This is a genomic window from Streptomyces sp. NPDC034084, assembly GCF_055575535.1.
Genome location: NZ_JBVISK010000004.1, coordinates 208,566 through 234,728, shown reverse-complemented (window position 1 = coordinate 234,728; position 26,163 = coordinate 208,566). Strand labels below are relative to the sequence as shown.

At 73.4% G+C, this 26,163-nt stretch carries 19 protein-coding genes; 5 read left to right on the top strand and 14 right to left on the bottom strand.

Features of this window, described 5'->3' with window-relative positions; all coding sequences use genetic code 11:
- Position 1: 1 nt before the first annotated feature.
- On the bottom strand, positions 2 to 1,672 hold the full coding sequence (locus ACZ51I_RS16190; RefSeq protein ID WP_468876073.1) for a TerD family protein: 1,671 nt from the start codon (positions 1,670 to 1,672) through the stop codon (positions 2 to 4).
- Between the two features lie 131 nt (positions 1,673 to 1,803).
- A complete protein-coding gene (locus ACZ51I_RS16185) occupies positions 1,804 to 2,379 on the bottom strand; it encodes a M48 metallopeptidase family protein (protein ID WP_468876071.1) in 576 nt (191 codons plus the stop codon).
- A gap of 219 nt (positions 2,380 to 2,598) precedes the next feature.
- Between ACZ51I_RS16185 and ACZ51I_RS16180 the strand changes: the two genes are divergently transcribed.
- Positions 2,599 to 3,756 (top strand): TOMM precursor leader peptide-binding protein, encoded by a 1,158-nt coding sequence (locus tag ACZ51I_RS16180; RefSeq protein WP_468876069.1) that lies wholly within the window; start codon positions 2,599 to 2,601, stop codon positions 3,754 to 3,756.
- Between the two features lie 41 nt (positions 3,757 to 3,797).
- On the top strand, positions 3,798 to 5,147 hold the full coding sequence (locus ACZ51I_RS16175; protein ID WP_468876067.1) for an ABC1 kinase family protein: 1,350 nt from the start codon (positions 3,798 to 3,800) through the stop codon (positions 5,145 to 5,147).
- Positions 5,148 to 5,192: 45 nt separating this feature from the next.
- Here ACZ51I_RS16175 and ACZ51I_RS16170 read toward each other — a convergent pair whose 3' ends face one another.
- The 5 genes from ACZ51I_RS16170 to ACZ51I_RS16150 form a co-directional block, all read right to left on the bottom strand.
- Entirely contained in the window at positions 5,193 to 5,375 is a 183-nt protein-coding gene (locus ACZ51I_RS16170; protein ID WP_468876065.1) for a hypothetical protein, read from the bottom strand.
- 100 nt (positions 5,376 to 5,475) lie between these two features.
- On the bottom strand, positions 5,476 to 5,799 hold the full coding sequence (locus ACZ51I_RS16165) for a hypothetical protein (RefSeq protein ID WP_468876063.1): 324 nt from the start codon (positions 5,797 to 5,799) through the stop codon (positions 5,476 to 5,478).
- Entirely contained in the window at positions 5,796 to 6,164 is a 369-nt protein-coding gene (locus tag ACZ51I_RS16160; RefSeq protein ID WP_468876061.1) for a WhiB family transcriptional regulator, read from the bottom strand. The genes ACZ51I_RS16165 and ACZ51I_RS16160 overlap by 4 nt, the downstream gene beginning before the upstream one ends.
- Before the next feature lie 173 nt (positions 6,165 to 6,337).
- Entirely contained in the window at positions 6,338 to 6,685 is a 348-nt protein-coding gene (locus tag ACZ51I_RS16155) for a hypothetical protein (RefSeq protein WP_468876059.1), read from the bottom strand.
- Between the two features lie 172 nt (positions 6,686 to 6,857).
- On the bottom strand, positions 6,858 to 9,038 hold the full coding sequence (locus ACZ51I_RS16150; RefSeq protein ID WP_468876057.1) for an ATP-dependent DNA helicase UvrD2: 2,181 nt from the start codon (positions 9,036 to 9,038) through the stop codon (positions 6,858 to 6,860).
- 146 nt (positions 9,039 to 9,184) lie between these two features.
- Between ACZ51I_RS16150 and ACZ51I_RS16145 the strand changes: the two genes are divergently transcribed.
- Entirely contained in the window at positions 9,185 to 9,427 is a 243-nt protein-coding gene (locus ACZ51I_RS16145) for a mycoredoxin (RefSeq protein ID WP_030688646.1), read from the top strand.
- Between the two features lie 64 nt (positions 9,428 to 9,491).
- Here the strand turns inward: ACZ51I_RS16145 and nudC are convergent, their stop codons facing one another.
- The 6 genes from nudC to ACZ51I_RS16115 all read right to left on the bottom strand — a co-directional run bounded on the left by nudC (position 9,492) and on the right by ACZ51I_RS16115 (position 20,419).
- Positions 9,492 to 10,460: an NAD(+) diphosphatase gene (nudC, locus tag ACZ51I_RS16140; RefSeq protein ID WP_468876054.1), complete on the bottom strand. Its 969-nt coding sequence runs from the start codon at positions 10,458 to 10,460 to the stop codon at positions 9,492 to 9,494.
- Positions 10,461 to 10,495: 35 nt separating this feature from the next.
- A complete protein-coding gene (locus ACZ51I_RS16135) occupies positions 10,496 to 11,914 on the bottom strand; it encodes a dipeptidase (RefSeq protein WP_468876052.1) in 1,419 nt (472 codons plus the stop codon).
- A 9-nt stretch (positions 11,915 to 11,923) separates the two neighbouring features.
- Positions 11,924 to 15,403, bottom strand: a complete 3,480-nt coding sequence (locus ACZ51I_RS16130; protein ID WP_468876050.1) for a UvrD-helicase domain-containing protein — start codon at positions 15,401 to 15,403, stop codon at positions 11,924 to 11,926.
- A gap of 60 nt (positions 15,404 to 15,463) precedes the next feature.
- Positions 15,464 to 16,294, bottom strand: coding sequence for a hypothetical protein (locus tag ACZ51I_RS16125; protein WP_468876048.1), 831 nt, complete (start codon positions 16,292 to 16,294; stop codon positions 15,464 to 15,466).
- Positions 16,295 to 16,379: 85 nt separating this feature from the next.
- Positions 16,380 to 19,850 (bottom strand): ATP-dependent helicase, encoded by a 3,471-nt coding sequence (locus tag ACZ51I_RS16120; protein ID WP_468876046.1) that lies wholly within the window; start codon positions 19,848 to 19,850, stop codon positions 16,380 to 16,382.
- Positions 19,851 to 20,053: 203 nt separating this feature from the next.
- Complete coding sequence (locus tag ACZ51I_RS16115; RefSeq protein WP_468876044.1) at positions 20,054 to 20,419, bottom strand: MGMT family protein; 366 nt, start codon at positions 20,417 to 20,419, stop codon at positions 20,054 to 20,056.
- 159 nt (positions 20,420 to 20,578) lie between these two features.
- On the opposite strand from ACZ51I_RS16115, the gene ACZ51I_RS16110 reads away from it, so the two are divergent.
- A complete protein-coding gene (locus tag ACZ51I_RS16110; protein WP_468876042.1) occupies positions 20,579 to 23,218 on the top strand; it encodes a lysylphosphatidylglycerol synthase transmembrane domain-containing protein in 2,640 nt (879 codons plus the stop codon).
- A gap of 61 nt (positions 23,219 to 23,279) precedes the next feature.
- The gene (locus ACZ51I_RS16105) at positions 23,280 to 24,857 is read left to right on the top strand and encodes an alpha/beta hydrolase (protein ID WP_468876040.1); all 1,578 of its coding nucleotides are present in this window, start codon (positions 23,280 to 23,282) and stop codon (positions 24,855 to 24,857) included.
- A 63-nt stretch (positions 24,858 to 24,920) separates the two neighbouring features.
- On the opposite strand, the gene moeZ is transcribed toward ACZ51I_RS16105, so the two are convergent.
- Positions 24,921 to 26,099 (bottom strand): adenylyltransferase/sulfurtransferase MoeZ, encoded by a 1,179-nt coding sequence (gene moeZ / locus ACZ51I_RS16100; RefSeq protein WP_468876038.1) that lies wholly within the window; start codon positions 26,097 to 26,099, stop codon positions 24,921 to 24,923.
- Positions 26,100 to 26,163 lie beyond the last annotated feature (64 nt).

The window sequence follows — 26,163 nt, the reverse complement described above, 5'->3', positions numbered from 1 at the left end:
CTCAGACCTCGTAGGGCTGGACGACGATGAAGTTGCCGGGGGCTCCCCGGAACTGGAGGTTCACGGTCTCTCCGCTGTGGCCCGGGTAGGCGTTGCGGCGGAGCCGCACCTGGCTGGAGAGGACGACCTGGGACGCGGACGACCAGGCGACGACGGCGTTGCAGTCGGCGAAGGTCGTCGGCGTGACGGGCAGGACGACGGGGATGCCATGGGTCTTGACCACGACCGTGCCGGTGCCCTGGAACTGCATGGTGAAGAGGGCGCCGCCGGGGATGCCGTGGCCCTCGATGCGGCGGACCTCGTACTGCAGGGACTCGTCGAACGCGAGGACGTTCTCGGCGGAGACGCAGATGCCGTCGCCCTGGAGCTCGATCGGGTGGAGATGAGCGCCTTCCTCCGCGAGGAAGACCTGGCCGCGGCCGGTGCAGCGCATGAGCTGCATCTCCTGGCCGGTGGCGTTGCCGACGATGCGGCCCGCGAATCCGGCTCCCTTGTAGGAGAAGTCGACCTTGCCCTGGTACATGACCATGGAGCCCTGGCGGGCGAGGACGGGAACGCCGCCCATGGCGAGGTCGACCCGCATGAGCTGCTGGTTCTGCGGGGTCCAGCGGGCGCCGGTGGCGGTCTCCTTGTACGGCGCGAGCGCGGCGGCGAGCCCCGCTCCGGTCGCCGGCACGCCCTGCGGGACGCCGGGCTGCTGACCGTACGCCGGCTGCTGCCCGTACGGACCGGGCGCGGGCTGCCCGTACGGGGCCTGCGGCGGCTGGCCCTGAGCGGGGTACGGGCCGGGAGCCTGACCGGGGTACGGGCCGGGGGCCTGGCCCGGGACCTGCCCGGGGTACTGGCCCAACGGCTGTCCCGGCACCTGCCCGTACTGGGGCTGCGGCGGCTGCTGCCCGTACGGGGCGGGGGCCGGCGCGGGCGGCGGCACGGGGGCCGGAGCCATGGGCGCGACCATCGTGGGCGCGGTGTGCACCGGCGGCGCGGGCGGGACGGGCGCCTGGGGCGCCGGCGGCGCGCCGAACGCGGGCGCGGGGGCCGGGGCCGGCCCGGCGGGCGCGCCGAAGGCCGGGGGCGCCGTCGCCTGCGGCGGCGGAGCGAAGCCCGGGGCCGCGGCCTGCTGCTGCGGCGCGGCGGGCTCCTCCTCGGCGACCTCGCCGCCGAAGTTCCGCAGGAGCGCCTCCAGGCCTCCGTCGAAGCCCTGGCCGACGGCGGCGAACCGCCACACGTCCTTGAGGTAGAAGTCGCCGAGCATCACCGCGCGCTCGGTGGAGAACTCGGCGCCCGTGAACGAGTAGCGCGCGACCTCCTCACCGCCCGCCACGATCCGCAGGTGACCGGGGCCGACCTGGGACATCTGGCCCGCGCCGTCGATCGTCGCGGTGAACGACAGCTTGTGGATGTTCGCGGGGATGCGGTCGAGCGTGACCCGGAAGGACTCGGTGTCACCGGACTGCGCGCCGAGCAGCTGGATGGACTCCTCGGGCGACTTCGGCTGGTTGAAGAAGACGAAGTAGCGGTCGTCCGAGAGCCGCTCGTCCGCGTCGAGCCCGAAGCAGCTGATGTCGAAGGTCAGTCCGGGCGCCGCGATGTGCACACCGACGTACAGATCGGTCCCCGCGGTCAGATCACTGATCTTGGCCTTGTGGCCGCGTTGGAATTCCCTGGCCATGCGTAACGACCGTCCCCCATCCCGAATGGCGAATGCTCGCGCCAGGCTAGCCGCTGCGTACGACATTGAGACAGGCCAGGTCGTTTTCGGTACCGAATCGGGAAACACGCGCAGGCCGCGAGGCGGCTCCGTCACTCCTCGCGGGTGTCCGTGAGGTGCGGCAGACGCCCGGCGGCGACCACGCCCTCCAGGTACCCCCGCGCCCGCTCCGTACGGGGATACGCCTCCAGGAGACGCCAGAACCGCGGGCCGTGCCCGGGGACGAGGAGGTGGGCCAGCTCGTGCAGGAGGACGTAGTCGACGACGTACTCGGGCATGCCCTGGAGCCGGTGGGAGAGGCGGATGCTGCCCTCGGAGGGGGTGCAGGAGCCCCAGCGGGTGTTCTGGTTGGTCACCCAGCGGACGGAGCCGGGGCGGGCCCGGCCGTCGAAGTACTGCTCCGAGAGGCGCAGCGCCCGCTCGGTGAGCTCGCGGTCGCCGAGGACGCTGCGGCTCTCCTGGGCGGCGAGCTTGTCGAGCATGACGCCGACCCACCGGCGCTCCTCCGCCTCCGACATGCGGGCCGGAATGAGCACGATGGTCCGGTCGCCCTCGCGGTAGGCGGAGACGGTTCTCCTCCGCCGGGCGCTTCTGCGGACCTCGACCGCACTCGTCCCCGCCCCGTGGGGCGGTTCGCTGGTCACGCTGCGCTGTGGGTCGGCGGGCACGGCCCCGACGTTACCCGCTGCCCGCTGGAGAAGTCCCACCTCCGGAGCGGTTTCGGGAACGATCCGACCCCACCGCGCACTATTCGAATGACTAATCCCCCGGCCTGTGGACAACTTTCGGCGAGCATCGCGCCGGCTGGGCATTCTCGTCCCGGGACGACGGAATGACGTTGTCGATCATGAATGCGGTCATGGGTGAGGACGGACGGGGGCGGGGAAATGCATCCGATGGTGAAACCGGCGCTGCGCAGGGCGTGGCGGAGTCTGCGGTGCGTCCAGTTCGGCGTCGCCCCCGCGCACGCGGTGGTGCTCGGCCCGGTCGACCAGGCGACGGGGGCGGTGCTCGGGCTGCTCGACGGCACCCGCGGGACCGCGATGCTACGGGCCGAGGCGCGGGCGCTCGGCCTCCCGGACGGACGTCTGGAGGCGCTCCTGGGGCGGCTGGAGGCGGCCGGCCTCCTCACGGACGCGGCGACCGGACGGCCCGGGAAGGCGGGTCCGGCCGCCGGAGCGGTGGACGTGGCGCTCGATCCGCTCCGCGCGGACCTGGCCTCCCTCTCCGTGGTCCACCCCGAGCCGGAGCGCGCGGCCCGGACGCTCTCGGCCCGGCGTGCCCTGCGCGTCCAGGTCCGCGGCGCGGGGCGGGTCGGCGCGACGGTGGCCGCCCTGCTCGCGGCGGCCGGTGTCGGCTCGGTCGAGGTCCTCGACTCCGGCCGGGTCGAACCCTGGGAGACGGCCCCGGGCGGCCTGCCGGCCGAGGCGGTCGGCGAGCGCCGCGCGACGGCTGCCCGGCGCCTGGTGGGCCGCTGGACCCGCGACTTCGGCCGGAGCGGCGGGAGCGGCCGGAGCGGGTCGGGTGAAGCCGCCGGCGGGGCCGGGCTGTCACTCGTCGTGGTGACACCACGGGACGGTCTCGGCGCGTACGTCCCCGATCCGCTCCCCGCCGAGCCGTGGATCTCCACCGGCACCCCCCACCTGTACGCGGGCGTCCTGGAGGCGACCGGAACGGTCGGGCCGCTCGTGCTGCCCGGCGGCACGGCCTGCGCGCGGTGCCTCCAGGAGGAGCGGACGGACCGGGACCCGGTGACGCCCCGGCTGCTCGCCCAGTGGCGCTCCGGCGCCCCGCATCCGCTGCCCGCCTGCGACCTCGCTCTCGCCACGGCGGTCGCCGGCCTCGCCGCCGCGCACGCGCTGGCCTTCCTGGACGGGGACCTCCCGGCGAGCACGGGTACCCGGTGGGAGGCGTCACTGCCGCTCCTGGAGTGGCGGGCGGAGCGGCTCAGACCCCACCCGGCCTGCCCCTGCGGGGCTGCGCGCGGAGGAGAAGGGGAGCGCGCCTCGGCGGCCGCGGACGCACACGACACAATGGCGGGGTAACGGTCCTGCGCGGCACGGCAGTCTGGGTTTTGGAGGGGCGTATGTCTGATCTTCCCCGGAAGGCGGTCACCCGGACCGTCAAGTTGGCCGCGTTGCCACTGGGCTTCGCGGGGCGGGCCACCTGGGGTCTGGGCAAGCGGATCGGCGGCAGATCGGCGGAGCTGGTCGCCCACGAGCTCCAGCAGCGCACGGCCGAGCAGCTGTTCAAGGTGCTCGGCGAGCTCAAGGGCGGGGCCATGAAGTTCGGACAGGCGCTGTCCGTCTTCGAGTCGGCCCTTCCCGAGGAGGTCGCCGGGCCGTACCGGGCGGCGCTGACGAAGCTTCAGGACGCGGCCCCGCCGATGCCGACGCGCGCGGTGCACGCGGTCCTGGAGGAGCGGCTCGGCGCCGAGTGGCGGGAACTGTTCCTGGAGTTCGAGGACAAGCCGGCGGCGGCGGCCTCGATCGGGCAGGTGCACCGGGCCGTCTGGCACGACGGGCGCGAGGTCGCGGTGAAGGTGCAGTACCCGGGCGCGGGGGAGGCACTGCTGTCGGACCTGACGCAGCTGAGCCGCTTCGCCCGGCTGCTCGGTCCCCTCATCCCGGGCATGGACCTCAAGCCGCTGATCGCAGAGATGCGGGACCGGGTCGCCGAGGAGCTGGACTACGCCCTGGAGGCGGAGGCCCAGCGGATCCACGCGGAGGAGTTCGCGGACGATCCCGGCGTGGTGGTGCCCGCGGTGGTGCACCAGTCGGAGCAGATCCTCGTGACCGAGTGGATGGACGGGATCCCGCTCGCGGAGGTGATCGCGGACGGCACCCAGGAGCAGCGCGACCGGGCAGGCCAGTTGCTGGCCCGCTTCCTCTTCTCCGGCCCCGCGCGCACGGGACTGCTGCACGCGGACCCGCACCCGGGGAACTTCCGGCTGCTGCCGGGCTCGGGCGAGGAGGAGGGACCGGAGGGCTGGCGACTCGGCGTCCTCGACTTCGGCACCGTGGACCGGCTGCCGGGCGGGCTGCCGGAGACCATCGGCACCTGTCTGCGGATGACCGTCGCCGGCGAGGCCGAGACGGTCTACGAGCTGCTGTGCGCGGAGGGCTTCGTCAGGGAGTCCGTCGCACTCGACCCGGACGCGGTCCTGGACTATCTGCTGCCGATCATCGAGCCGGCCGAGGCGGAGTCCTTCGTCTTCACCCGGGGCTGGATGCGCTCCCAGGCGGCCCGGATCGCCGATCCCCGCTCCCCCGCCCACCAGTTGGGCAAGCAGCTGAACCTGCCACCCTCGTACCTGCTGATACACCGGGTGACGCTGAGCACCATCGGCGTGCTCTGCCAGCTGAACGCGACGGTACGACTCCGGGACGAGCTCGCCGAATGGCTCCCGGGCTTCGAGGACCCTGCCTCCGCGTAGGGCGTGTCCGGCGGATCAGGGCCGAGCCGCTCGGGAGCGCGGGACTCACCACCAGGAGGAGTCGAGGCGGCCTTCGATGGAGCGGATGTTGGCTCGGGCGCAGTCCTCGCAGAAGTACTGCCGCCGGCCGTTCTCCACCGAGCAGGTCCAGGTCAGCGGAAGGGTCTCGGTGGTCTTGCCGCAGCGCGCGCAGGCGAAGGGTGCCTCGGGGGTACGGGCGTCGTTCACCCTCGTGACGATAGCCCGGCGGGGACAACACGGCGCGGACAACGCACCGCGGGGGCCGGTCCGTTCGGACCGGCCCCCGCGGTGGCATCACGGAGATGCGTCAGTTCATGACGGCCATGGCGAGCGCGCGGCGGGCGCGCAGCGAGACACGCTCGGCGCGCCGCTGCATACGCCGGGCGGCGACCAGGCGCACGGCCTGGCGTTCCGCGTCGGCCTCACGCTGTCGCTCGTGCATATGGGCACGGGCCAGGGCTTCTGGGGCGAGTTGCATTTCACGGGTCCTGTTCTGTCGCGCGGTGGGCGCGGCGGCGGGGGAGAAGACTGGGGTCGCGGAGCCGGCGGGCTCGCTGGTGGAAGAGGTCATCGGGGCCTGCTTCTGGGGATCGTGCGTGAGGGGGCGGTCGATGGTTCCGGTGGCGCTCATGCCGCGACCGGGTTCTTGCGCGGGCGGCCACGGGGCCGCTTGCGGGCGACGACCACGCCCTGGACGAAGAGCTCGCCACCCCAGACACCCCAGGGCTCGCGGCGCTCCTTGGCACCGGCCAGACAGGCCGCCATGAGCGGGCAGGTCCGGCAGAGGGACTTCGCGTACTCGACGTCGGCCGGGGACTCCGCGAAGAAGACCTCGGGGTCGTAGGCGCGACAGGGGACGGGGACGCCGAGGTTCTCGATGGCGTCGTCGAGCGCGGTGAGCGCGGTGAGGGGGGTCAAAGCGGGGTCCTCCGTGAGGCCGGGCAGGGGGATCGAGTCGGTATGCGGTACGGACGGGGCGTGCGCTTCGAGTTGCACGGTGGTCTTTCCTCGTCTGGTCGTTCCGGCCTGTTGGCCGGGGTTTCGGCTGGTACCGGGTGGTGTCTTTCCCGAGGCCCCTTCGCGCCGTCGTCCCCGTTCGGGGACAAACAGAAGGGCCGCGGATCCCGGGTGGGGTTCCGCGGCCCTGAAGGCGCCGGTCCGATCATGGATCAGACTGGATCACTCCAGGGTTCGAGCCCACGGAAGGCCCACATCATGTGGTGGTGCGTCGTCGTCTGCTGCTGGGTTCCGGCACCGGTCGCCGCGAAGCCATAGGCCTTGGCCTTGCCTGCCGCTCCTGCTTCCAGTGCCTTGGTCGGTCGCTCATTGCGCGGAGCCACGGCGGCCACACCGAGACCGGAAAGACCGGTGACGGGCAGGCCGGCGACGGGCAGACCGGTGCCAATGAACGGCGAGACGGAGAGGCCGAGCGAGCAGGCGGAGACGACCGAGCGATCGGTCATTTTGGCGGTGCTGACGAAGCTGACGGTGCTGGTCTGGATGGTGTAGCTGATCACTGGATTCGCCTCCTCTCGGCGTCTCGGAGGGCTCGGGTGCGAGCCGGACCCTCATGCTTATTTGGACAAGTACAGCACGAAGACAGGGCTTCGAAGAAGCCGCTGTTTCCGTGGTTAAGAACCTATGGGGCTTGACGGGGCAGGCGCAAACTATTTTTCCGACGAGTTTTCCTCAGTCCTCGTCCTCGCCCGCCCCACCCTCCCCACCTGCGCAGATGGCCAGGACCTCGGCTCCGAAGCGGTCGAGCTTGCGGGCGCCGACGCCGGCGATCGAGGACAGCTCCGCGTCGGTGGCGGGGACGCGTTCGGCGATCGCCATGAGCGTCTTGTCGGTGAACACGCAATACGCCGGCTGGCCGAGCTCCCTGGCCTGTTCCGACCGCCAGTCCCGCAGCCGCTCGTACAGGCCCTCGTCCATGTCCGAGGGGCAGTCCTCGCAGCGCATCAGCTTCATCGCGCCGGCCTCGGTGAGAGTCGCACCGCAGACCCGGCACAGGACGGGCCCGCGCGGCCCCCGCCGGCGCGGCCCGCTCCCCCGCTCGACGGAGCCTGCACCGCCGCCGGAGCCGATGGCGCCGAGGGAGCCGGAGCCGGGCCGCAGCCCCTTGAGGAAGCGGCTGGGGCGCCGGTTCGGTCGGCCTCCCGGGGAGCGGGAGAGCGCCCAGGAGAGCGTGAGGTGGACCCGGGCCCGAGTGACCCCCACGTACAGCAGGCGCCGCTCCTCCTCGACCTGCTCGTCGGTCTTGGCGTAGGTGATCGGCATCATGCCCTCGGTGAGGCCGACGAGGAAGACGGCGTCCCATTCGAGGCCCTTGGCCGCGTGCAGCGAGGCGAGGGTGACCCCCTGGACGGTCGGGGCGTGCTGGGCGGCGGCCCGCTCGTCGAGCTCGGCGACCAGGTCGGAGAGGGTGGCTCCGGGCTTGACGCGGGCGAAGTCCTCGGCGAGCCGGACGAGGGCGGCGAGGGACTCCCAGCGGTCGCGGACGGCACCGGAGCCGGCGGGCGGCTGGGTGGTCCAGCCGCGTCCGGACAGGACCGCCCTGGTCTGCGCGGGCAGGTCCTCGGCGCCGTCGAGCAGCGAGTCGTTGGCGCCGAAGCGGGCCGCGCCGCGCAGGGCCGCCCACGCCTCCCGTACCTCCTGGCGCTCGAAGAAGCGCTCGGCCCCGCGGAGCTGGTAGGGCACGCCGGCGTCGGCGAGGGCCTGCTCGTAGACCTCGGACTGGGCGTTGATCCGGTAGAGGACGGCGATCTCGCCGGCCGGGACGCCGGCGGCGATGAGGTCACGGATGCGGCGGGCGGTGCCCTCGGCCTCGGCGGGCTCGTCGGCGTACTCCGTGTAGACCGGCTCGGGGCCCGGGTCGCGCTGGGAGATCAGCTCCAGGCGGTGCTCGGCGGCCCGGCCCCGTGCCTGGCCGAGCAGCCCGTTCGCCAGGTGGACGACCTGCGGGGTGGAGCGGTAGTCGCGGACCAGCTTGACGACCGTGGCGTCCGGGTGCCGGGTGCGGAAGTTCAGCAGGTGGTCGGGGGTGGCGCCGGTGAAGGAGTAGATCGTCTGGCTGGCGTCACCGACGACGCAGAGGTTGTCGCGGTCACCGAGCCACAGGTCGAGCAGCCGCTGCTGGAGCGGGGAGACGTCCTGGTACTCGTCCACCACGAAGTGCTGGTACTGGCGGCGGATCTGGTCGGCGATGTCGTGCCGGTCCTGGAGGATGCCGACGGTGAGCAGCAGCACGTCCTCGAAGTCGATCACCGCGCGGTCACGCTTCAGCTGCTCGTACATGGCATAGATCTGGCCGATCTCGGCCGGGTCGCGGGGGGCGTCCCTGACGGACTTGGCGACGGCGGCCGGGTAGTCGGCGGGGACGGTCTGGGTGACCTTGGCCCACTCGATCTCGCCGGTCACGTCCCTGAGCTCGTTCCGGTCGAGCCGGATCCGGCAGCGGGCCGCGGCCTCGGCCACCAGCTGGACCTTCCGCTCCAGGAGCCGGGGCAGGTCGCCACCGACTGCTTTCGGCCAGAAGAACTGGAGCTGGCGGAGGGCCGCGGAGTGGAACGTCCGGGCCTGGACGCCACCCGCGCCGAGCTGCCGGAGCCGACCGCGCATCTCGCCCGCGGCGCGGTTGGTGAAGGTGACGGCCAGCACGCTGGCGGGCTGGAGGATGCCCGCGCGTACCCCGTACGCGATGCGGTGGGTGATGGCCCGCGTCTTGCCCGTGCCGGCTCCCGCGAGGACGCACACCGGGCCGTTCAGGGCAAGGGCGACCTCGCGCTGCTCGGGGTCGAGCCCGTCGAGCACCGCGTCGGCCGTCTCCGGGACCTGCGGGAAGAGAGTGGAGTGCGTTGCTGCTGTCACCCCGCCATGCTGCCAGGTCGGCGAGACCGGTGCGGCGCCTCATCCACAGGCGGGAGACTCCGGTCATACGAATTCCGGGAATGGCCCGGAGGGGTCGTACGTTCTCCCTCTCGGCACCCGTCCGCGAACAAGAGGAGCGCCTGGCCATGCAGGGCACTGTGACGATGTACAGCACCACGTGGTGCGGCTACTGCCGTCGGCTGAAGAGCCAGATGGACCGCGAGGGCATCGCGTACACGGAGATCAACATCGAGCAGGACCCCGACTCGGCGGCCTTCGTCGAGAAGGCCAACGGCGGCAACCAGACCGTGCCGACCGTGCTCTTCCCGGACGGTTCGACCCTGACGAACCCGAGCCTCGCGCAGGTCAAGCAGAAGATCGGCGTCTGAGGCGGACGCAGCACGACGGAGCCCCCGGCCGGACGGTCGGGGGCTTCGTCGTGGGATGGGGGGGTCAGATCACGTCGCCGGGCCTCGGGAGCGGCTTGCCGTACCAGCGCTCGATCAGGCGCGAGGCGATCGAGATGCCGTACGGGGGCAGGACCTCGCCGGACTCGAAGGCGGCGGCCAGGTCGTCGCGGGAGAACCAGCGGGCCTCGTGGATCTCCTCGCCGTCCACCGTGATCTCGGAGGACGTGGCGCGGGCGAAGAAGCCCAGCATCAGGCTGGAGGGGAACGGCCAGGGCTGGCTGGCGATGTACTCGACCTCGCCGACCGTGACGCCCGCCTCCTCGAAGACCTCGCGGGCCACCGACGCCTCGATGGACTCGCCCGGCTCCACGAAGCCGGCGAGGGTCGAGAAACGGCCCTCCGGCCAGTGCACCTGGCGGCCGAGCAGCGCCCGGTCCTGGTCGTCGGTGACCAGCATGATCACCGCGGGGTCGGTGCGCGGGTAGTGCTCGGCGCCGCAGGCCTGGCAGCGGCGGATGTGACCGGCGGCGGCGATGACCGTGCGCTCGCCGCAGCGCGAGCAGAAGCGGTGGAGGCGCTGCCAGTTCTCCAGGGCGACGGCGTGGACCATGAGGCCGGCGTCCCGAGGGGAGAGGAGCAGCCCCGCCTCGCGCAGCCCCGCCGGGCGCGCGGACTGGTCCATGCGGCCGGGCAGGGAGTCCTTCTGGAGCGCGAAGTACGAGACGCCCTCGGCGTCCGTGCCCAGGAAGTAGCGGTGGGTCTCGGTGACGGGCGCCTCGAAGGCCGGGGTCATCACGAGCTCGGTGGTGCCGTCGGGGCGGTCGTCGATCAGCACCTGGCCGCTGGAGACCACGAAGACCCGGGTGGTGGGGTGGCTCCAGGCCGCCGCCAGCCACGCCTCGTCGAGACGGTGGTGGGCGGCGCGGTCGATGCCGCTCGGGGCGGTGAGCGAGATCGGGCGGTCCGCCGGCTCGTGCTTCGGGCTGCTCGGCGCGTTCTTCAAGGTGCTCACAGGTGCTTCCAGCTCCCCCGGATCGGTGTGTGGGTTCAGCGCGCGGCGGTGGGGAGGGCGGCGGGCAGCTCGCCCCACAGGTGCGCGGTCGTCTCGACGCCCTTCATGAGGAGATCGAGTTCGATCTTCTCGTTGGGGGCGTGCCAGCCGTCGGACGGGACGGAGATGCCGAGGAACAGCACGGGCGCCCCCAGGACGTCCTGGAGGTCGGCTGCCGGCCCGGAGCCGCCCTCGCGGGTGTAGCGGACCTTGGCGCCGTCGAACGCCCTGCTCATGGCCCCGGCGACGGCCTTGAGCGCGGGGTGGTCGAGGGGGGTGAGGCAGGGGCGGGTGGGGGCGCCGAAGACGATCTCGTACCGGATGCCCGCGGGGACGAGTCCGGCGAGCCAGTCCCGTACCGCGAGCTCGATCTTGGCCGGGTCCTGGCCCGCGACGAGCCGGAACGACAGCTTGAGCTGCGCGGAGGCGGGGACGATCGTCTTGCCGCCGGGGCCCTGGTAGCCGCCGCCGATGCCGTTGACCTCCGCGGTGGGCCGGGCCCAGACCCGCTCCAGGGTGGTGAAGCCGGCCTCCCCGAGGGTGCCGTGGGACTTGGCCGTCCGCAGCCAGGCCGCCTCGTCGAAGGGCAGCTCGGCGACGAGGGCCCGCTCGGCGTCCGTGAGTTCCGTCACGCCGTCGTAGAAGCCGGGGATCGCCACGCGCTCCTGCTCGTCGTGGAGGGCGGCGACGATCCGGCCGGCGACCGTGGCGGGGTTCGGCACGGCGCCGCCGAAGGAGCCCGAGTGGATGTCCTGGTCGGGGCCGTACAGCTCGATCTCGCAGTCCGCGACCCCCCGCATGCCGGTGCAGACCGTGGGAGTGGTCTCGGACCACATGCCGGTGTCGGAGACGATCACGGCGTCGGCGGCGAGCCGCCCGGCGTGCGCCTCCACCAGGTCGCGGAAGTGCGGGGAGCCGGACTCCTCCTCGCCCTCCACGATCAGCTTGAGGTTCACGGCGGGTGCGGTGCGGCCGGTGGCGGCGAGGTGGGCGCGGACGCCGAGGGTGTGGAAGAACACCTGCCCCTTGTCGTCGGCGGCCCCGCGCGCGTACAGCCGGCCGTCGACCACCGTCGGCTCGAACGGGTCCGTGTGCCAGCCGTCCTCACGGGCCGCGGGCTGCACGTCGTGGTGGCCGTAGACGAGGACGGTCGGGGCGTCCGGGTCCCCGGAGGGCCACTCGGCGAAGACGGCGGGGGCGCCGTCGGTCTCCCAGACCTCGACCGTGGTGAAGCCGGTCTCCGTGAGCTTGGCGGCGAGCCACTCGGCGCTGCGCCGTACGTCCCCCGCCCGGTCCGGCTGGGCCGACACGGAGGGGATGCGCAGCCACTCGGCCAGGTCGCCGAGGAAGGCGGCACGGTGCTGCTCGACATACGTCCGTACGGTGTGGACGGCGCTGTCCGGGGTCTCGCTCATGCCCCGAGCCTATCCGGCGGCCTGAGGTGCCCCACCCAGCAGGAGGGCCTCCAGCTCGGCCCGGCCGGGCAGCCGGGCGGGACGGACGACCTCACCCGTTCGGACGTACACGAAGGCGGCCGCCACCTCCTCGGGCGCGAGGCCGTGCTGCTCGGCCCAGGCGAGCCGGTAGATCGCGAGCTGGAGCGGGTCGGCGGTGCGGTCCCGGCTGGTCTTCCAGTCGACGATCTCGTACGCCCCGGACTCCGGGTCCCGGTAGACGGCGTCGATCCTGCCCCGGACGACCCGGCCCGCGAGCGACAGGTGCACGGGGACCTCGACGCGGTACGGGGTGCGGTGGGCGTACGGGGTGCGGGCGAAGGCCTCCTTGAGCTCGTCGAGGTCCCGCTCGTCCAGGATCTCGGGCTCCCCCGCGAAGTCCTCGCCGCCGGGCAGCTCCTCCGGGCCGAGGAGGGGCAGCGGGAGCTCCTCGAAACGGGACTCCACCCACGCGTGGAAGCGGGTGCCCCGGCGGGCCGCGGGCTGCGGCGCCTTCGGCATGGGCCGCGCCAGCTCCTGGGCGAAGCCGTCGGGGTCGGCGGCGAGGCGCAGGACCTGGGAGGCGGAGAGGTACGCGGGGAGCAGGACGTCCCTCGTGGTCGCGCGGGCGCGGCGGAGTTCGGCGGTGAGGGCGGTGAGGTCTCTGTCCCAGGAGGCGATGGCCTTCGCGTCCTCGGGGGTGAGTTCGGTGTACGGCTCCGAGGGCGGGGCCTCGGGCTCCCGGGGAGCCGGGACCGCGTCCTTGTGGAGGTCCTCGGGGAGGGCCTCCTCGTCCCAGACGGGTTCCTCCTCGTCGGGCCAGGGTTCCTCGGGGTGCGGGTGCTGGGGGTGCGGGTCCTGGGGGTCGGGCGCCGTGCTCGGGTGGTTGTGCCCGCCCTCCCCGTCGTCCTGCGGAACGTATGCCCACAACCGCTCCTGGACCAGTTCCGCCGCCTTCCTCCTTCGGGCCAGCGCCTCGTCGTTCAGCGGGAGGGGCCAGGTCCGGTCCGTGTTCCTGTCCGTCAGGGTCGGGTTCTGAGCGTCCTTCTCCGGTTCGTCCGCCCAGGCCTCGATCTCTCCGTGGCCCGCCGCGCAGTGGTCGTACAGGGCCTGGAGGAAGTCCGAGGGGCCACGGGGCTTCTTCTGGGCCGGGCCCCACCAGTGGGCGGAGCCGAGGAGCAGGGAGCGGGGGCGGGTGAAGGTGACGTAGCCGAGGCGGAGCTCCTCGGTGTGCTGGTGGTCCCGCATCTCGTTCTTGAAGGAGGTGAGGGACCTGGCGTCCCAGGTGTCGATCGCCGGCAGGGTGGCCGCGTCGCCGCGCAGGGCGTGCGGGAGCACCTGGGGCTGCGCGGTCCAGGACTCGCGGGCGCGGGCGCTGGGGAACTGGCCCGCGACCAGGCCGGGGACGGCGACGACGTCCCATTCGAGGCCCTTGGACTTGTGGGCGGTGAGGACCTTCACGGTGTTCTCACCGCCCGGCAGCGCGTGGTCGAGGCCCTTCTCGAACTGGACGGCCGTGCGCAGGAAGCCGAGGAAGGCGAGGAGGCTGGCCTCGCCGTCGAGGGAGGCGAAGCCGGCGGCGATGTCGAGGAAGTGGCCGAGGGTCTCGCGGCGGCGGGCCGCGAGCGCGTGCGGGGAGGCGGAGAGCTCGACCTCCAGGCCGGTGGCGGCGAGGACCCGGTGCAGCACGTCCATGAGGGGGTCGGCGAGCGAGGTGCGCAGGGCGCGCAGCTCGGCGGCGAGGCGCGCGAAGCGGACCCGGGCGTCGGCGGAGAAGGCCAGGCCGTCGTCGGTGCCGCCGGAGTCGAGGAAGGTGTCGAGCGCGTCGGCGAGGGAGACGACCTCGGCCGGGTCGACGCCCTCGACGGCGGCGGCGAGCCGCTGCTCCGGATCCGTCTCGTCGCCGCCTCGGTGGACCAGGAGGCGGGCGCGCCGGCCGAGGAGGGCGAGGTCGCGGGGGCCGATGCGCCAGCGGGGGCCGGTGAGGAGGCGGACCAGGGCGGCGTTGGCCCCCGGGTCCTGGAGGACCTCGCAGACGGCGACGAGGTCGGCGATCTCGGGCAGGTGGAGCAGGCCGGAGAGGCCGACGACCTCGACGGGCACGTCTCGGGCGACGAGGGCCGCGTGGATGGCGGGGAAGTCGGTGGCGGTACGGCACAGGACGGCGATCTCGCCGGGCTCGCGGCCGGTCCGTACGAGGTGGGCGAGGGAGTCGGCGAGCCAGTCGATCTCCTCGGCGTGGGTGGGGAGGAGGGCGATGCGGACGCTGCCGTCGGCCTCGGCCCCCGGGGCGGGGCGCAGCGCCTCCACGCCCGCGTGCATGGCGCGCAGGGGGGCGGCGAGGCCGTTGGCGAGGTCCAGGAGGCGGCCGCCGCTGCGCCGGTTCTCGGAGAGGGAGTAGCGGCTCGCGAGGCTGCCGTCCGCGTGGGGGAAGTGCTCGGGGAAGTCGTCCAGGTTCGCGACGGAGGCGCCGCGCCAGCCGTAGATGGCCTGGCAGGGGTCGCCGACGGCGGTCACGGGGTGTCCGGTGGCGCGGCCGGACGGGCCCTGGCCGAAGAGTCCGGCGAGGAGCAGGCGCTGGGCGACGGAGGTGTCCTGGTACTCGTCGAGCAGGACGACCCGGAACTCCTCGCGCAGGATCGCGCCGACCTCGGGCCGGGTGGTGGCGAGCTCGGCGGAGCGGGCGATCTGGTCGCCGAAGTCGAGCAGGTCGCGGGAGCGTTTGGCGGCGCGGTAGCGGATGACGAGGTCGAGGAGTTCGCGGCGGGCGGCGGCGGCCTCGGGCACCTTGCGCAGGTCGGCGTTGCTGAGCTTGGCGCCGGCGAGGGCGGTGAGGAGCTCGGAGTCGTACGCGAGGAGCCGCTCGGGCGGCACGAGGTGCTCGGCGAGCTCGGCGTCGAGGGCGAGCAGGTCGGTGATGAGGGTCGGGAAGGACCGGGTGAGAGCGGGGTACGGGCCGGGGGCCTCGCGCAGCACGCGGGCGGCGAGCTGGTAGCGGGTGGCGTCGGCGAGGAGCCGGGAGGTGGGCTCCAGACCGATCCGGAGGCCGTGGTCGGTGAGGAGCTGCCCGGCGAAGGCGTGGTACGTGGAGATGCGGGGCTCGCCCGGGAAGTAATAGGGGTCGGCGGGAACCGCCGTCGTCGAGGGGTGGTGGCCGGGCGACGGGTGGGAGGGGCCGATGACGTCGGGGTCGGTGACGCCGGCGCGGACGAGGGCGGTGCGGACGCGCTCGGCGAGCTCACCGGCCGCCTTGTTGGTGAAGGTGAGACCGAGGACCTGCTCGGGGGCGACCTGGCCCGTGCCGACCAGCCAGACCACGCGGGCGGCCATCACCGTCGTCTTGCCGGACCCGGCTCCGGCCACGACGACCTGCGGGGCGAGCGGCGCGGTGATGCAGGCCGTCTGCTCCGGGGTGAAGGGGATGCCGAGGAGCTCCTTGAGCTGCTCGGGGTCGGTGAGGTGTGCGGTCACTCCGAAGAGGCTAACGGGACCGACCGACAGTCCGGTCCCGTACGCCTCTGACCTGCTGTTCTACGCGGGCGTGCCCTGGTCGAGCTTGGAGAGGTCCACCGTCTGGTCGGGCGGCGGGGTCTTCACGCGGACCGGCTTGTCGTAGTCGGAGAGCACCACCGAGCCGGGCTCGTCACCGCCCGTCTTGACCATCTTCAGGATGTACGGCTTGCCCTGCTGGGAGACGGACACGGTGGTCGTCTCGCCGTCCTCCTTCTTCACCACGGTCGCGACGGGGGTCTTGTCGACCTTGCCGTCCGGTCCCCGGGTCAGCCCCCTGCGCTGTTCCTTGTCCTCGTCCAGGTCGGCGAGGAGCGACTTCAGGTCGCAGACTCCGCCGAGGTCCTCGCTGCCCTCCTGCCCCGGGGCGATCTTCAGCCAGCGGTCCTTGAGCAGTTCGATGGTGGCCGCGATCTGCGCCTCGGGCATCCCCTGGGAGGTCATGGAGGCCCGCCAGAAGGCCTCGTCGCCCTTCAGGTAGGTGACGCGGTCGAGCCGCCGCAGTTCCGCACCGCCGCCCTTGACCTTCATCAGGCCGGTGCACTCGCCCTTGTCGTTGACGGCGAAGTCGATGTCGAGCGGCTGGCCGTCGCTGACGACGCGGCCGGTCATGCGAAGCGAGGTCGCGGACTGGGTGGCGGTGACGGCGCGGTCGGCGATCTCGTCGGGGGTGAGGTCCGCGAACGGGTCCGGGGAGGGGGCGGGCGCCGGGGCGCGGGGTGGGGCGGCGCCGTCTTGAGCGGTGACCGCGGGGGCGGCGGTCACGGCCCGGGCCGCGACCGGTGCGGGCCCTGTGACGACGACGGCGGCGCAGACGACTGCCGCGGCGCGGAGCTTTCGGTGGGACGCCATGCGGGCCTCCTCGCGTTCCCGGCCCCCTGTCCACCAGGGTCGCCCCGCGCGCGCGTGCCCGCGACCGGGCCGCCGGGCCGGTGCGTCAGTCGACGACCTGTCGGCCTTCCGGCTGGGCGCTGCACGAGGCCCGGAAGGCGCAGGTCGTGCAGTGCTGGCCGGTGCTCGGGGTGAACCGCTCGTCGAGGACCCGGCCCGCCGCGTGGGCGAGCAGCTCGCCGACCCACTCGCCGGTCAGCGCCTCCTGCGCCTGGACCTTGGGCAGGGCGTCGCCGCCCTCCTTCTTCGGGGCGGCCTGCCGCAGCTGCACGAGCTCGGCGCCGCCCGGCTCCGGGCGGTCGCCGAAGACCTCGTCGAGGGCGCCCTCGCGCACGGCGAGCTGGTAGACGGCAAGCTGCGGATGGTGGGCGACCTCGTCCTTGGTGGGGGCGGACTTGCCGGTCTTGAAGTCCACGACGTACGCGCGGCCGTGCTCGTCGGTCTCGACGCGGTCCATGGAGCCCCGGATGCGGACCTCGTACTCCCCCGCCTCCAGGGTCACGTCGAAACCGTGCTCGGAGGCGGCGGGGGTGCGGCCGCCGCGGTCCATGACGTGCCAGCTCAGGAAGCGTTCGAGGGCCACGCGCGCGTGCTGCTTCTCCTGCGCCGACTTCCAGGGCGCGTCGAAGGCGAGGGCGTCCCACACGGAGTCCAGCCGGGCCATGAGGACGTCGAGGTCTGCCGGGGTGCGCCCGGAGGCGACCTCGTCGGCGAGGACGTGGACGACGTTCCCGAAGCCCTGGGCCGCGGTCGCGGGGGCCGCCGCCTTGACCTCCCGGCCCAGGAACCACTGGAGGGAGCAGGTGGAGACCAGGTTCTCCAGGGAACTCGGCGACAGAGCCACCGGGCGGTCGCGGTCCCGCAGCGGCTCCGGGCTGTGCGTCGGCTCGAACAGGCCCCACCAGCGGTCCGGGTGCGCGGCCGGGACGAGGGGCTGGCCCTCGTCGTCGGTGAGGGCCGCCAGCCGGGCGAGCCGGTCGGCGGCGGCCTCGCGGAGCGCGGGTGAGGCGTCCGGGTCGACGGTGGTGGCGCGGAGCTCGGCGACCAGCGCGGAGACGGCGAGCGGGCGGCGGGGGCGGCCCGGGACGTCCTTCGGCTCGGCTCCGAGCTCGGTGAGGAACCGGGACGGCTGGTCCCCGTCCTCGGCGGCGGCCTTCACGGCGGTGACGACGAGCCGGTCACGGGCGCGGGTGGCGGCGACGTAGAAGAGCCGGCGCTCCTCGGCGAGGAGGGCGCCGGGGGTGAGGGGTTCGGCGAGTCCGTCGCGGCCGATGCGGTCGGCTTCGAGGAGGGAGCCCCGGCGGCGCAGGTCCGGCCAGAGCCCCTCCTGGACGCCGGCGACGACGACGAAGCTCCACTCCAGGCCCTTGGAACGGTGGGCGGTCATCAGGCGCACGGCGTCCGGGCGGGTGTGCCGGCGGGTGAGGGTGTCGGCGGCGATGTCCTGGGCGTCGAGCTCTTCGAGGAAGTTGAGGACGCCCCGGCCGCCGACGCGCTCCTCGGCGCGGGCTGCGGTCTCGAAGAGGGCGCAGACGGCATCGAGGTCACGGTCGGCGTTGCGCCCGGCGGGGCCGCCGCGCAGGGCGGCGCGCTCCAGGCGGCCGGGCCAGGGGGTGCCGTTCCAGAGCACCCAGAGGGCCTCCTCGGCGGTGCCGCCGGCGTCCAGCAGCGCGCGGGTCTCCTGGAGGAGCCGCCCGAGGCGCTGGGCACCGCGCGCGTAGGCGGGGTCGTGCGCGACGAGGCGCTCGGGTTCGGCGAGGGCGCGGGCGAGGAGGACGTCGGAGGGGGGCGGGACCTTGTTGCCGGCGGCGCGCTCCTCGTCCCTCAGGGCGCGGCCCAGACGGCGGAGGTCCGCCGGGTCCACCCCTGCGAGGGGTGAGGCGAGGAGTTCCAGCGCGGTCTCCACCGGGAGCCAGCCGGGGCGGGCGTCCGGCTGCGCCGAAGGGCCGGCGGGGGGGACCGGCGCGTCGGCGTCCGGCTCGGCGGGCGCGGCGTCCGGCTCGGCGGGCGTGGCGTCCGGCTCGGCGGGCGCGGCGTCCGGCTCGGCGGGCGCGGCGTCCGGCACCGATTGTGCGGCGCCGTGGGTGGTTGTGCCCACCCGTTCCGTCCCGGCGGAACGCATGCCCACAACGGGGTCCGCAGTCGCCACCGCCCTCAGGGCCGCCAGCAGAGGCGTCACCGCCGGTTCGTGGCGGAGGGGGGTGTCCGCCGCGTCCGTTTCGACCGGGACGCCTGCCGAGGTGAGGGCGCGGCGGAGGGACGGGAGGGTGGCGGCGGCGCGGGTGAGGACGGCCATGTCCTGCCAGGGGACGCCGTCCTCCAGGTGCGCGCGGCGCAGCAGGTCGGCGATGTTATCGGCCTCGGCCGAGGCCGTGGGGTACGTGTACGCCTCCGCCCGCCCCCCGTCCCGCGTCGGGGCGAGCTCGCGGTGGGCGCGGACCTTGTCGGCGGGGAGCCGGGGCATCGGCATGCGCTGGGCGAGCAGCCGGGTCGCCGCGAGCAGCTCCTTGCCCGCGCGCCGCGAGGTGCGCAGGACGCGGACCTCGGCGCCGCCGAAGGAGGAGGGGAAGTCGAGGATGCCGTTCACGTCGGCGCCGCGGAAGGCGTAGATGGACTGGTCGGGGTCGCCGAAGGCGACGACCGTGCTCCGGCCGTCGCCCGCGAGCGCGTGCAGGAGCCGGACCTGTGCCGGGTCGGTGTCCTGGTACTCGTCGACGTAGATCGCGTCGTACGCGGGCAGGCGGGCGTCCCGGGCGAGCGGGACGGCCCGGTGGACGAGCTCGGCGTAGTCGAGGACGCCCTGGAGGTCGAGGACGTCGAGGTACTCGGCGAGGAAGCCGGCCGCAGCCTTCCAGTCCGGGCGTCCGACCCGGTCCGCGAAGCGGGCCAGCGCGTCCGGCCCGAGGCCCAGTTCGCGGGAGCGCGCGAGCACGGCCCGTACCTCGTCGGCGAAGCCCCGGGTGGTGAGGCAGGCGCGGAGTTCGTCGGGCCAGCGGACCCGGCCGAGGCCCGCCTTCTCCAGGTCGATCTGGCCGGCGAGCAGTTCGCGGACGGCGAGGTCCTGCTCGGGCCCGGAGAGCAGCCGGAGCGGTTCGGCGAAGAGCTCGGCGTCCTGGTGGGCGCGGATCAGGGCGTAGCAGTACGAGTGGAAGGTGGTGGCCTGGGGAGGGCGGCGGCCGCCGAGCCGGGTGGCCATGCGGTCGCGGAGTTCGACGGCGGCCTTGCGGCTGAAGGTGAGGACGAGGAGGCGCTCGGGGTCGGCGCCGTTCTCCATGCGGGCGGCGACCGCCTCGACCAGGGTGGTGGTCTTTCCGGTGCCGGGTCCGGCGAGGACGAGGAGAGGTCCGCCGGTGTGGTCAACCACTTCGCGCTGGACTGCGTCCAGCTGAGGGGGATCCAGCGGGGCCGGCGTGGTGCGTACCAGTCGGTACGCGCCCGGGGTCCGCTGCCGGCCCGGACCCGGGTACGGCTGTCCCTGGGGCGGCGGCGTACGCCGGGTGGTGGAGGAGGAGCTCACGTGGATCGCCGGTCCTGGTGGGTGGGGTGGTGCGGGTGAGGCGGCCGTGTTCCGTGGCCGCCGTCTCGGGAGCCGGCCGGGGGGCCGGCACGCGAGTCGCGGACGTCGACGTTACGCGAAGCGGGCGGCCGACGAGCCGTACTCCGTACCGCGTCCACCCCCGCGGGCCCGTCTCCCCGCCCGTGTCCGCCGGGCCGGCGCCCTCAGGTGTGAGTTCCGTCCCAGCGGGCCCGGCGCATGTCGATCCTCGGCACGTGTCCCCCGGCCGCCGGGCCCGCCGCCCGCAGCGGGGTGCCCTCCTCGCGGTAGTGGCCGAGGGCCCGCAGCTCGTGGCCGGGCAGCAGCGTGCCGTCGGCGCGGACGACGCGCCACCACGGGGCCGTCCCGCCGTACAGGGCCATGACCCGGCCGACCTGGCGCGGCCCGCCCTCACCCAGCCACTCGGCCACGTCCCCGTAGGTCATCACGCGGCCGGGAGGGATGGTGTCGGCGACCTCGAGCACCCGCTCCGCGTACTCGGGCAGTTCTCCGGTCTCCCCCACGGGCTCCTCCACGCTCATCCGCCCCATCCTGCCTCACCGCACCGACATGGCCCTGATGCCTCCGCGCGGGAGCTCTTCGTGCCACCATCGTCCGGGCGGTGACTGGTGATACGAGATCAAGAGCGACACGCACAAGAACACGACATACGAGAACAAGACCGACAAGACGCGCAGGCAGAGACGGACATGGTGATGGGGCAGGACACGCAGCCTCCTGAGGGGGCGCAGCCCGACGTGCCCGAGCGGGTCTCCGGTGACGAGCCGCTGCTCGCCGCCCGCGTCCACCGGCCCTCCGACCTGATGCGGCTGCTCGTCGGCCTGCTCGCCATCGGGCTCGTCATCGCCGTCGCCGCCTTCGCCCACGCCACGACCTCGGGTCTGGAGCAGGACATCAACAAGGGCGCGGTCGGCGCCCCGGACGTCTTCGTCAAGATCGCCGGTCTCGTCTCGTCCATCGCCGTCCTGCTCGTGCCGGTCGCCTTCGCCATCGAGCGGCTCATCAAGCGGGACGGGCTGCGTATCGCGGACGGCGTCCTCGCCGCCGTCCTGGCGCACGGCGTCACGCTCGCCACCGACCTCTGGGTCGCCCAGGCCGCGCCCGGCACGATCCAGGACGCGCTGACCCAGCCGCAGTCCGGCGGCGGACTGACGGACCCGGTGCACAACTACCTCGCGCCGGTGATCGCGTACATGACCGCCGTCGGCATGGCCCGCAGGCCCCGCTGGCGGGTGTCGCTCTGGGCGGTGCTGCTGCTCGACGCGTTCACGATGCTGGTGGCCGGCTACACCACCGCGCTCTCGATCATCCTGACCGTGCTGATCGGCTGGACGGTGGCGTACGGCACGCTGTACGCCGTCGGCTCGCCGAACGTCCGGCCCACCGGGCAGACCCTCCTCGCCGGCCTGCGCCGGGTCGGGTTCCGGCCCGTGACCGCGCTGCGCGCCGAGGGCGTGCCCGACTCCGCGGACAGCGGCGACCGGGGCCGCCGGTACATCGTGACCCTGGAGGCCGGGCCGCCGCTCGACGTCACCGTCGTCGACCGGGAGCAGCAGGCGCACGGCTTCTTCTACCGCGCGTGGCGGCGGATCACCCTGCGGACGATCACCACCCGCCGCTCGATCGTCTCGCTGCGCCAGGCCCTGGAGCAGGAGGCGCTCCTCGCGTACGCGGCGATCGCCGCCGGGGCGAACGCGCCGAAGCTGATCGCCACCTCGGAGCTCGGCCCGGACGCCGTGATGCTCGTGTACGAGCACACCGGCGGCCGGAGCCTGGACTCGCTCGACGACGCCGAGATCACCGACGCGCTGGTCCTCAGTGCCTGGCGCCAGGTCCGGGCGCTGCAGTCGCGCCGGATCGCGCACCGCCGGCTCACCGGGGACGCGATCCTGGTGGATCGTTCCGGCAAGGTGATCCTCACCGATCTGCGGGGCGGCGAGATCGCGGCCGGCGACCTGGTGCTGCGGATGGACATCGCCCAGCTGCTCACCACCCTCGGTCTGCGGGTCGGCGCGGAGCGGGCGGTCGCCGCGGCCGTCGAGGTGCTCGGCCCGGACAGCGTCGCCGACTGCCTGCCGCTGCTCCAGCCGATCGCGCTGAGCCGCTCCACCCGCGCGACGCTCCGGAAGCTGGCGCGGGAGCGGTCAGCCCGGGAGCGGGAGGCCGTGCTCGCGGCCTCGGAGGCGGCCAAGCACGAGCGGGAGCTCGCGAAGGCCGAGGCGGCGGACAGGAAGTCCGTACGGGCGGAGAAGGCCGAGAAGAAGGCGGACAAGAAGGCCGAGAAGCGGGCACTCGACACCGCTCTCGACGAGGCCCGCGAAGAGGATCTGCTCGCCCAGATCCGGCAGCAGGTGCTGCTGATCCGCCCGCAGGCCCCGGTGGAGCCGGTGCGTCTGGAGCGGATCAAGCCGCGCACCCTGGTCAGCCTGATCGCGGGCGCGGTCGCCGCGTACTACCTGCTCTCGCAGATCGCCAGCACCCCGCTGTCGACGATCAGCCAGGCGGACTGGCGGTGGGTGGCGGCGGCGGTGCTGTTCTCGGCGCTGAGCTACGTCGCGGCGGCGATGAGCCTGCTGGGCTTCGTGCCCGAGCGGGTCGGGTTCTGGCGGACGGTGGTGGCGCAGGTCGCCGGCTCCTTCGTGAAGATCGTCGCCCCGGCGGCGGTCGGCGGCGTCGCCCTGAACACCCGCTTCCTCCAGCGCGCGGGGGTGCGGCCGGGGCTCGCGGTGGCGAGCGTCGGCGCCTCGCAGCTCTTCGGGCTCGGGGCGCACATCCTGCTCCTGCTCTCCTTCGGCTATCTGACGGGCACGGAGAAGTCGCAGTCCTTCACCCCGTCGAGGACGGTCATCGCCGGACTGCTCACGGTCGCGGTGCTCGTCCTGGTGGTGACGGCGATCCCGTTCATGCGCAAGTTCGTGTCGACCCGGCTGCGCTCGCTCTTCGCGGGCGTGGTGCCGCGCATGCTGGACGTGCTCCAGCGGCCGGTGAAGCTGCTGACCGGCATCAGCGGGATGCTGCTGCTCACGGGCACGTTCGTGTTCTGCCTGGACGCCTCGATCCGGGCCTTCGGCCACGACAACCAGTCGATCAGCTACGCGAGCGTGGCCGTCGTCTTCCTCGCGGGCAACGCGCTCGGCTCCGCGGCGCCGACGCCGGGCGGCGTCGGCGCCGTCGAGGGCGCCCTGACCGTCGGCCTGGTGACGGTGGGGAACCTGCCGCTGGAGGTCGCGACCCCGGCGGTCCTCCTGTACCGCATGCTCACGCTGTGGATCCCGGTGCTGCCGGGGTGGCTCTGCTTCAACTGGCTGACGCGGCGCGAAGCCTTGTAGCAGCCACCCCTTTGGCCCCCTGTCCCGCGCGGGGGCGGGGGCCCCGGCCCACGATGGGCCTATGCCGATCTCCGCCGCCCAGCGCGCCGCCCTGCTGACCGCCACCACCGTGCTGCTCGCCGCCGGGTGCTCGGACGGGGGAGACGACACGGCGGCCTCGGCGCAGCCGAGCGGCACGGCCGGGCGCGCGTCGCTCGCGGCGCAGAAGCTGTCCTGGGCGCCGTGTCCGGCGCCGTCCGCCGCCGAGGGCGGCGGGCCCGCGCCGTCCCCGCTGCCCGGGGGCGCCGTCTGGGAGTGCTCCTTCCTCGAGACGCCGCTGGACTGGTCCGTGCCGGAGGGCGAGACCATCGAGCTGGCTCTCATCCGGGCCAGGGCCCGTGACACCTCCCGGCGGATCGGCTCGCTCGTCTTCAACTTCGGCGGGCCGGGCGGCTCCGGCATCACCGGTCTGCCCGGTTTCGCCAAGGACTACGAGGCGCTGCGCGGCCGCTACGACCTGGTCTCCTTCGACCCGCGCGGGGTCGGCCGCAGCGATCCCGTCGAGTGCGCCACCGACAAGGAGCTCGACGCCTACTACGCCCTGGACTTCACGCCCGACGACACCGCCGAGGAGCGGACGCTGTCCGACGCGCAGAAGCGGTACGCGAAGGGCTGCGAGCGGGACGCGGGCGCCGCCCTGCCGCACGTCGGCACCGAGAACGCGGCCCGGGACCTGGACCTGATGCGCCAGGTCCTCGGCGACGAGAAGCTGCACTACTTCGGCATCTCGTACGGCACCGAACTCGGCGGCGTCTACGCCCACATGTTCCCGAAGAACGTCGGCCGGGCCGTCTTCGACGCGGTCGTCGACCCGGACGCGGGCGTCGAGGAGGGCGCCCTGGGGCAGGCGAAGGGCTTCCAGCTCGCCCTGGACAACTTCGCCCAGGACTGTGTGGACCGCGGCGACGCGTGCGCCCTGCCCGGCAGCAGCGTCGCCGAGATCGAGACGGGGATCACGGACCTCCTCGCGGCCCTCGACAAGAAGCCGATCCCCGGGATCGGCAGCCGCCGGCTGACCCAGACGCAGGCCACCAACGGCATCGCGCAGGCCCTGTACTCGAAGGAGTTCTGGCCGTATCTGGAGCAGGGGCTCGACGCGGCCGACGGCGGGGACGGGGCGCTGCTCCTCTCCCTGTCCGACTCGATGAACGGGCGCGGCGAGAACGGCTCGTACAGCAACATCCAGGCCGCGAACGCCGCCATCAACTGCGTGGACTTCAAGGAGCGCTACACCCTGGGGCAGGCGAAGGAGCGGCTCGGCCGGTTCCGCGAGGCCTCCCCCGTCTTCGGCGACTTCATGGGCTGGGCGCTGGCCTCCTGCTCACAGTGGCCGGTCCCCGGCGGCTGGGAGCACCCGGACGTCTCGGCGCCGGGCTCGGCGCCGGTCCTCGTCGTCGGGAACACCGGCGACCCGGCCACGCCGTACGAGGGTGCCCGGGCCATGGTGGAGGCGCTCGGCAAGGGCGTGGGCGTGGAGCTGACGTACGAGGGCGAGGGGCACGGCGCCTACAACAGCGGCAGCGGCTGCGTGAAGAAGGCGGTGGACGCGTACCTGCTGGAGGGCAAGGTCCCCGCCTCGGGCACGGTCTGCAAGCAGTGACGGCCCCGGCGCACACGGAAGGCCCCGGACCCGCGTCGGCGGGTCCGGGGCCTTCCGTGCGTCCTAGTAGACCGGCTTCTCGGGCTCGATCTGGTGGACCCAGCCGATCACGCCGCCGCCGACGTGGACCGCGTCCGCGAAGCCCGCGGACTTGAGGACCGCGAGGACCTCCGCACTGCGGACACCCGTCTTGCAGTGCAGGACGATCCGCTTGTCCTGCGGGAGGTCCTGGAGGGCGTTGCCCATCAGGAACTCGTTCTTCGGGATGAGCCGCGCGCCGGGGATCGAGACGATCTCGTACTCGTTCGGCTCGCGGACGTCGATGATGTCGATCTTCTCGTCCGCGTCGATCCACTCCTTGAGCTGCTTGGGAGTGATCGTCGCGCCGAGCGCCGCCTCCTGGGCCTCCTCGGACACGACGCCGCAGAAGGCCTCGTAGTCGATGAGCTCGGTGACGGTCGGGTTCTCGCCGCAGACCGCGCAGTCGGGGTCCTTGCGGACCTTGACCTGGCGGTACTGCATCTCCAGGGCGTCGTAGATCATCAGGCGGCCGACCAGCGGGTCGCCCACGCCGGCCAGGACCTTGATCGCCTCGGTGACCTGGATGGAGCCGATGGACGCGCACAGCACGCCCAGGACGCCGCCCTCGGCGCAGGACGGGACCATGCCCGGCGGCGGGGGCTCCGGGTAGAGGCAGCGGTAGCAGGGGCCGTACTCGGACCAGAACACGGACGCCTGGCCGTCGAAGCGGTAGATCGAGCCCCAGACGTACGGCTTGTTCAGCAGCACGCAGGCGTCGTTCACCAGGTAGCGCGTGGCGAAGTTGTCCGTGCCGTCGACGATCAGGTCGTACTGGCTGAAGATGTCCATCACGTTGTCGGCCTCGAGCCGCTCCTCGTGAAGGATCACGTTCACGTACGGGTTGATGCCGAGCACGCTGTCGCGCGCCGACGCGGCCTTGGACCGGCCGATGTCGGCCTGGCTGTGGATGATCTGGCGCTGGAGGTTCGACTCGTCCACCTCGTCGAACTCCACGATGCCGAGCGTGCCCACGCCGGCGGCGGCCAGGTACATCAGCGCCGGGGAGCCGAGGCCCCCGGCACCGACACAGAGCACCTTGGCGTTCTTCAGCCGCTTCTGCCCGTCCATCCCGACGTCCGGGATGATCAGGTGGCGGGAGTACCTGCGGACCTCGTCTACGGTGAGCTCGGCAGCGGGCTCGACCAGGGGTGGCAGCGTCACGGAGACCTCATCAATACAGCTGGGTCGGTATGTCAGTACGGTTGTTCTCCCCGTAACACTGCCA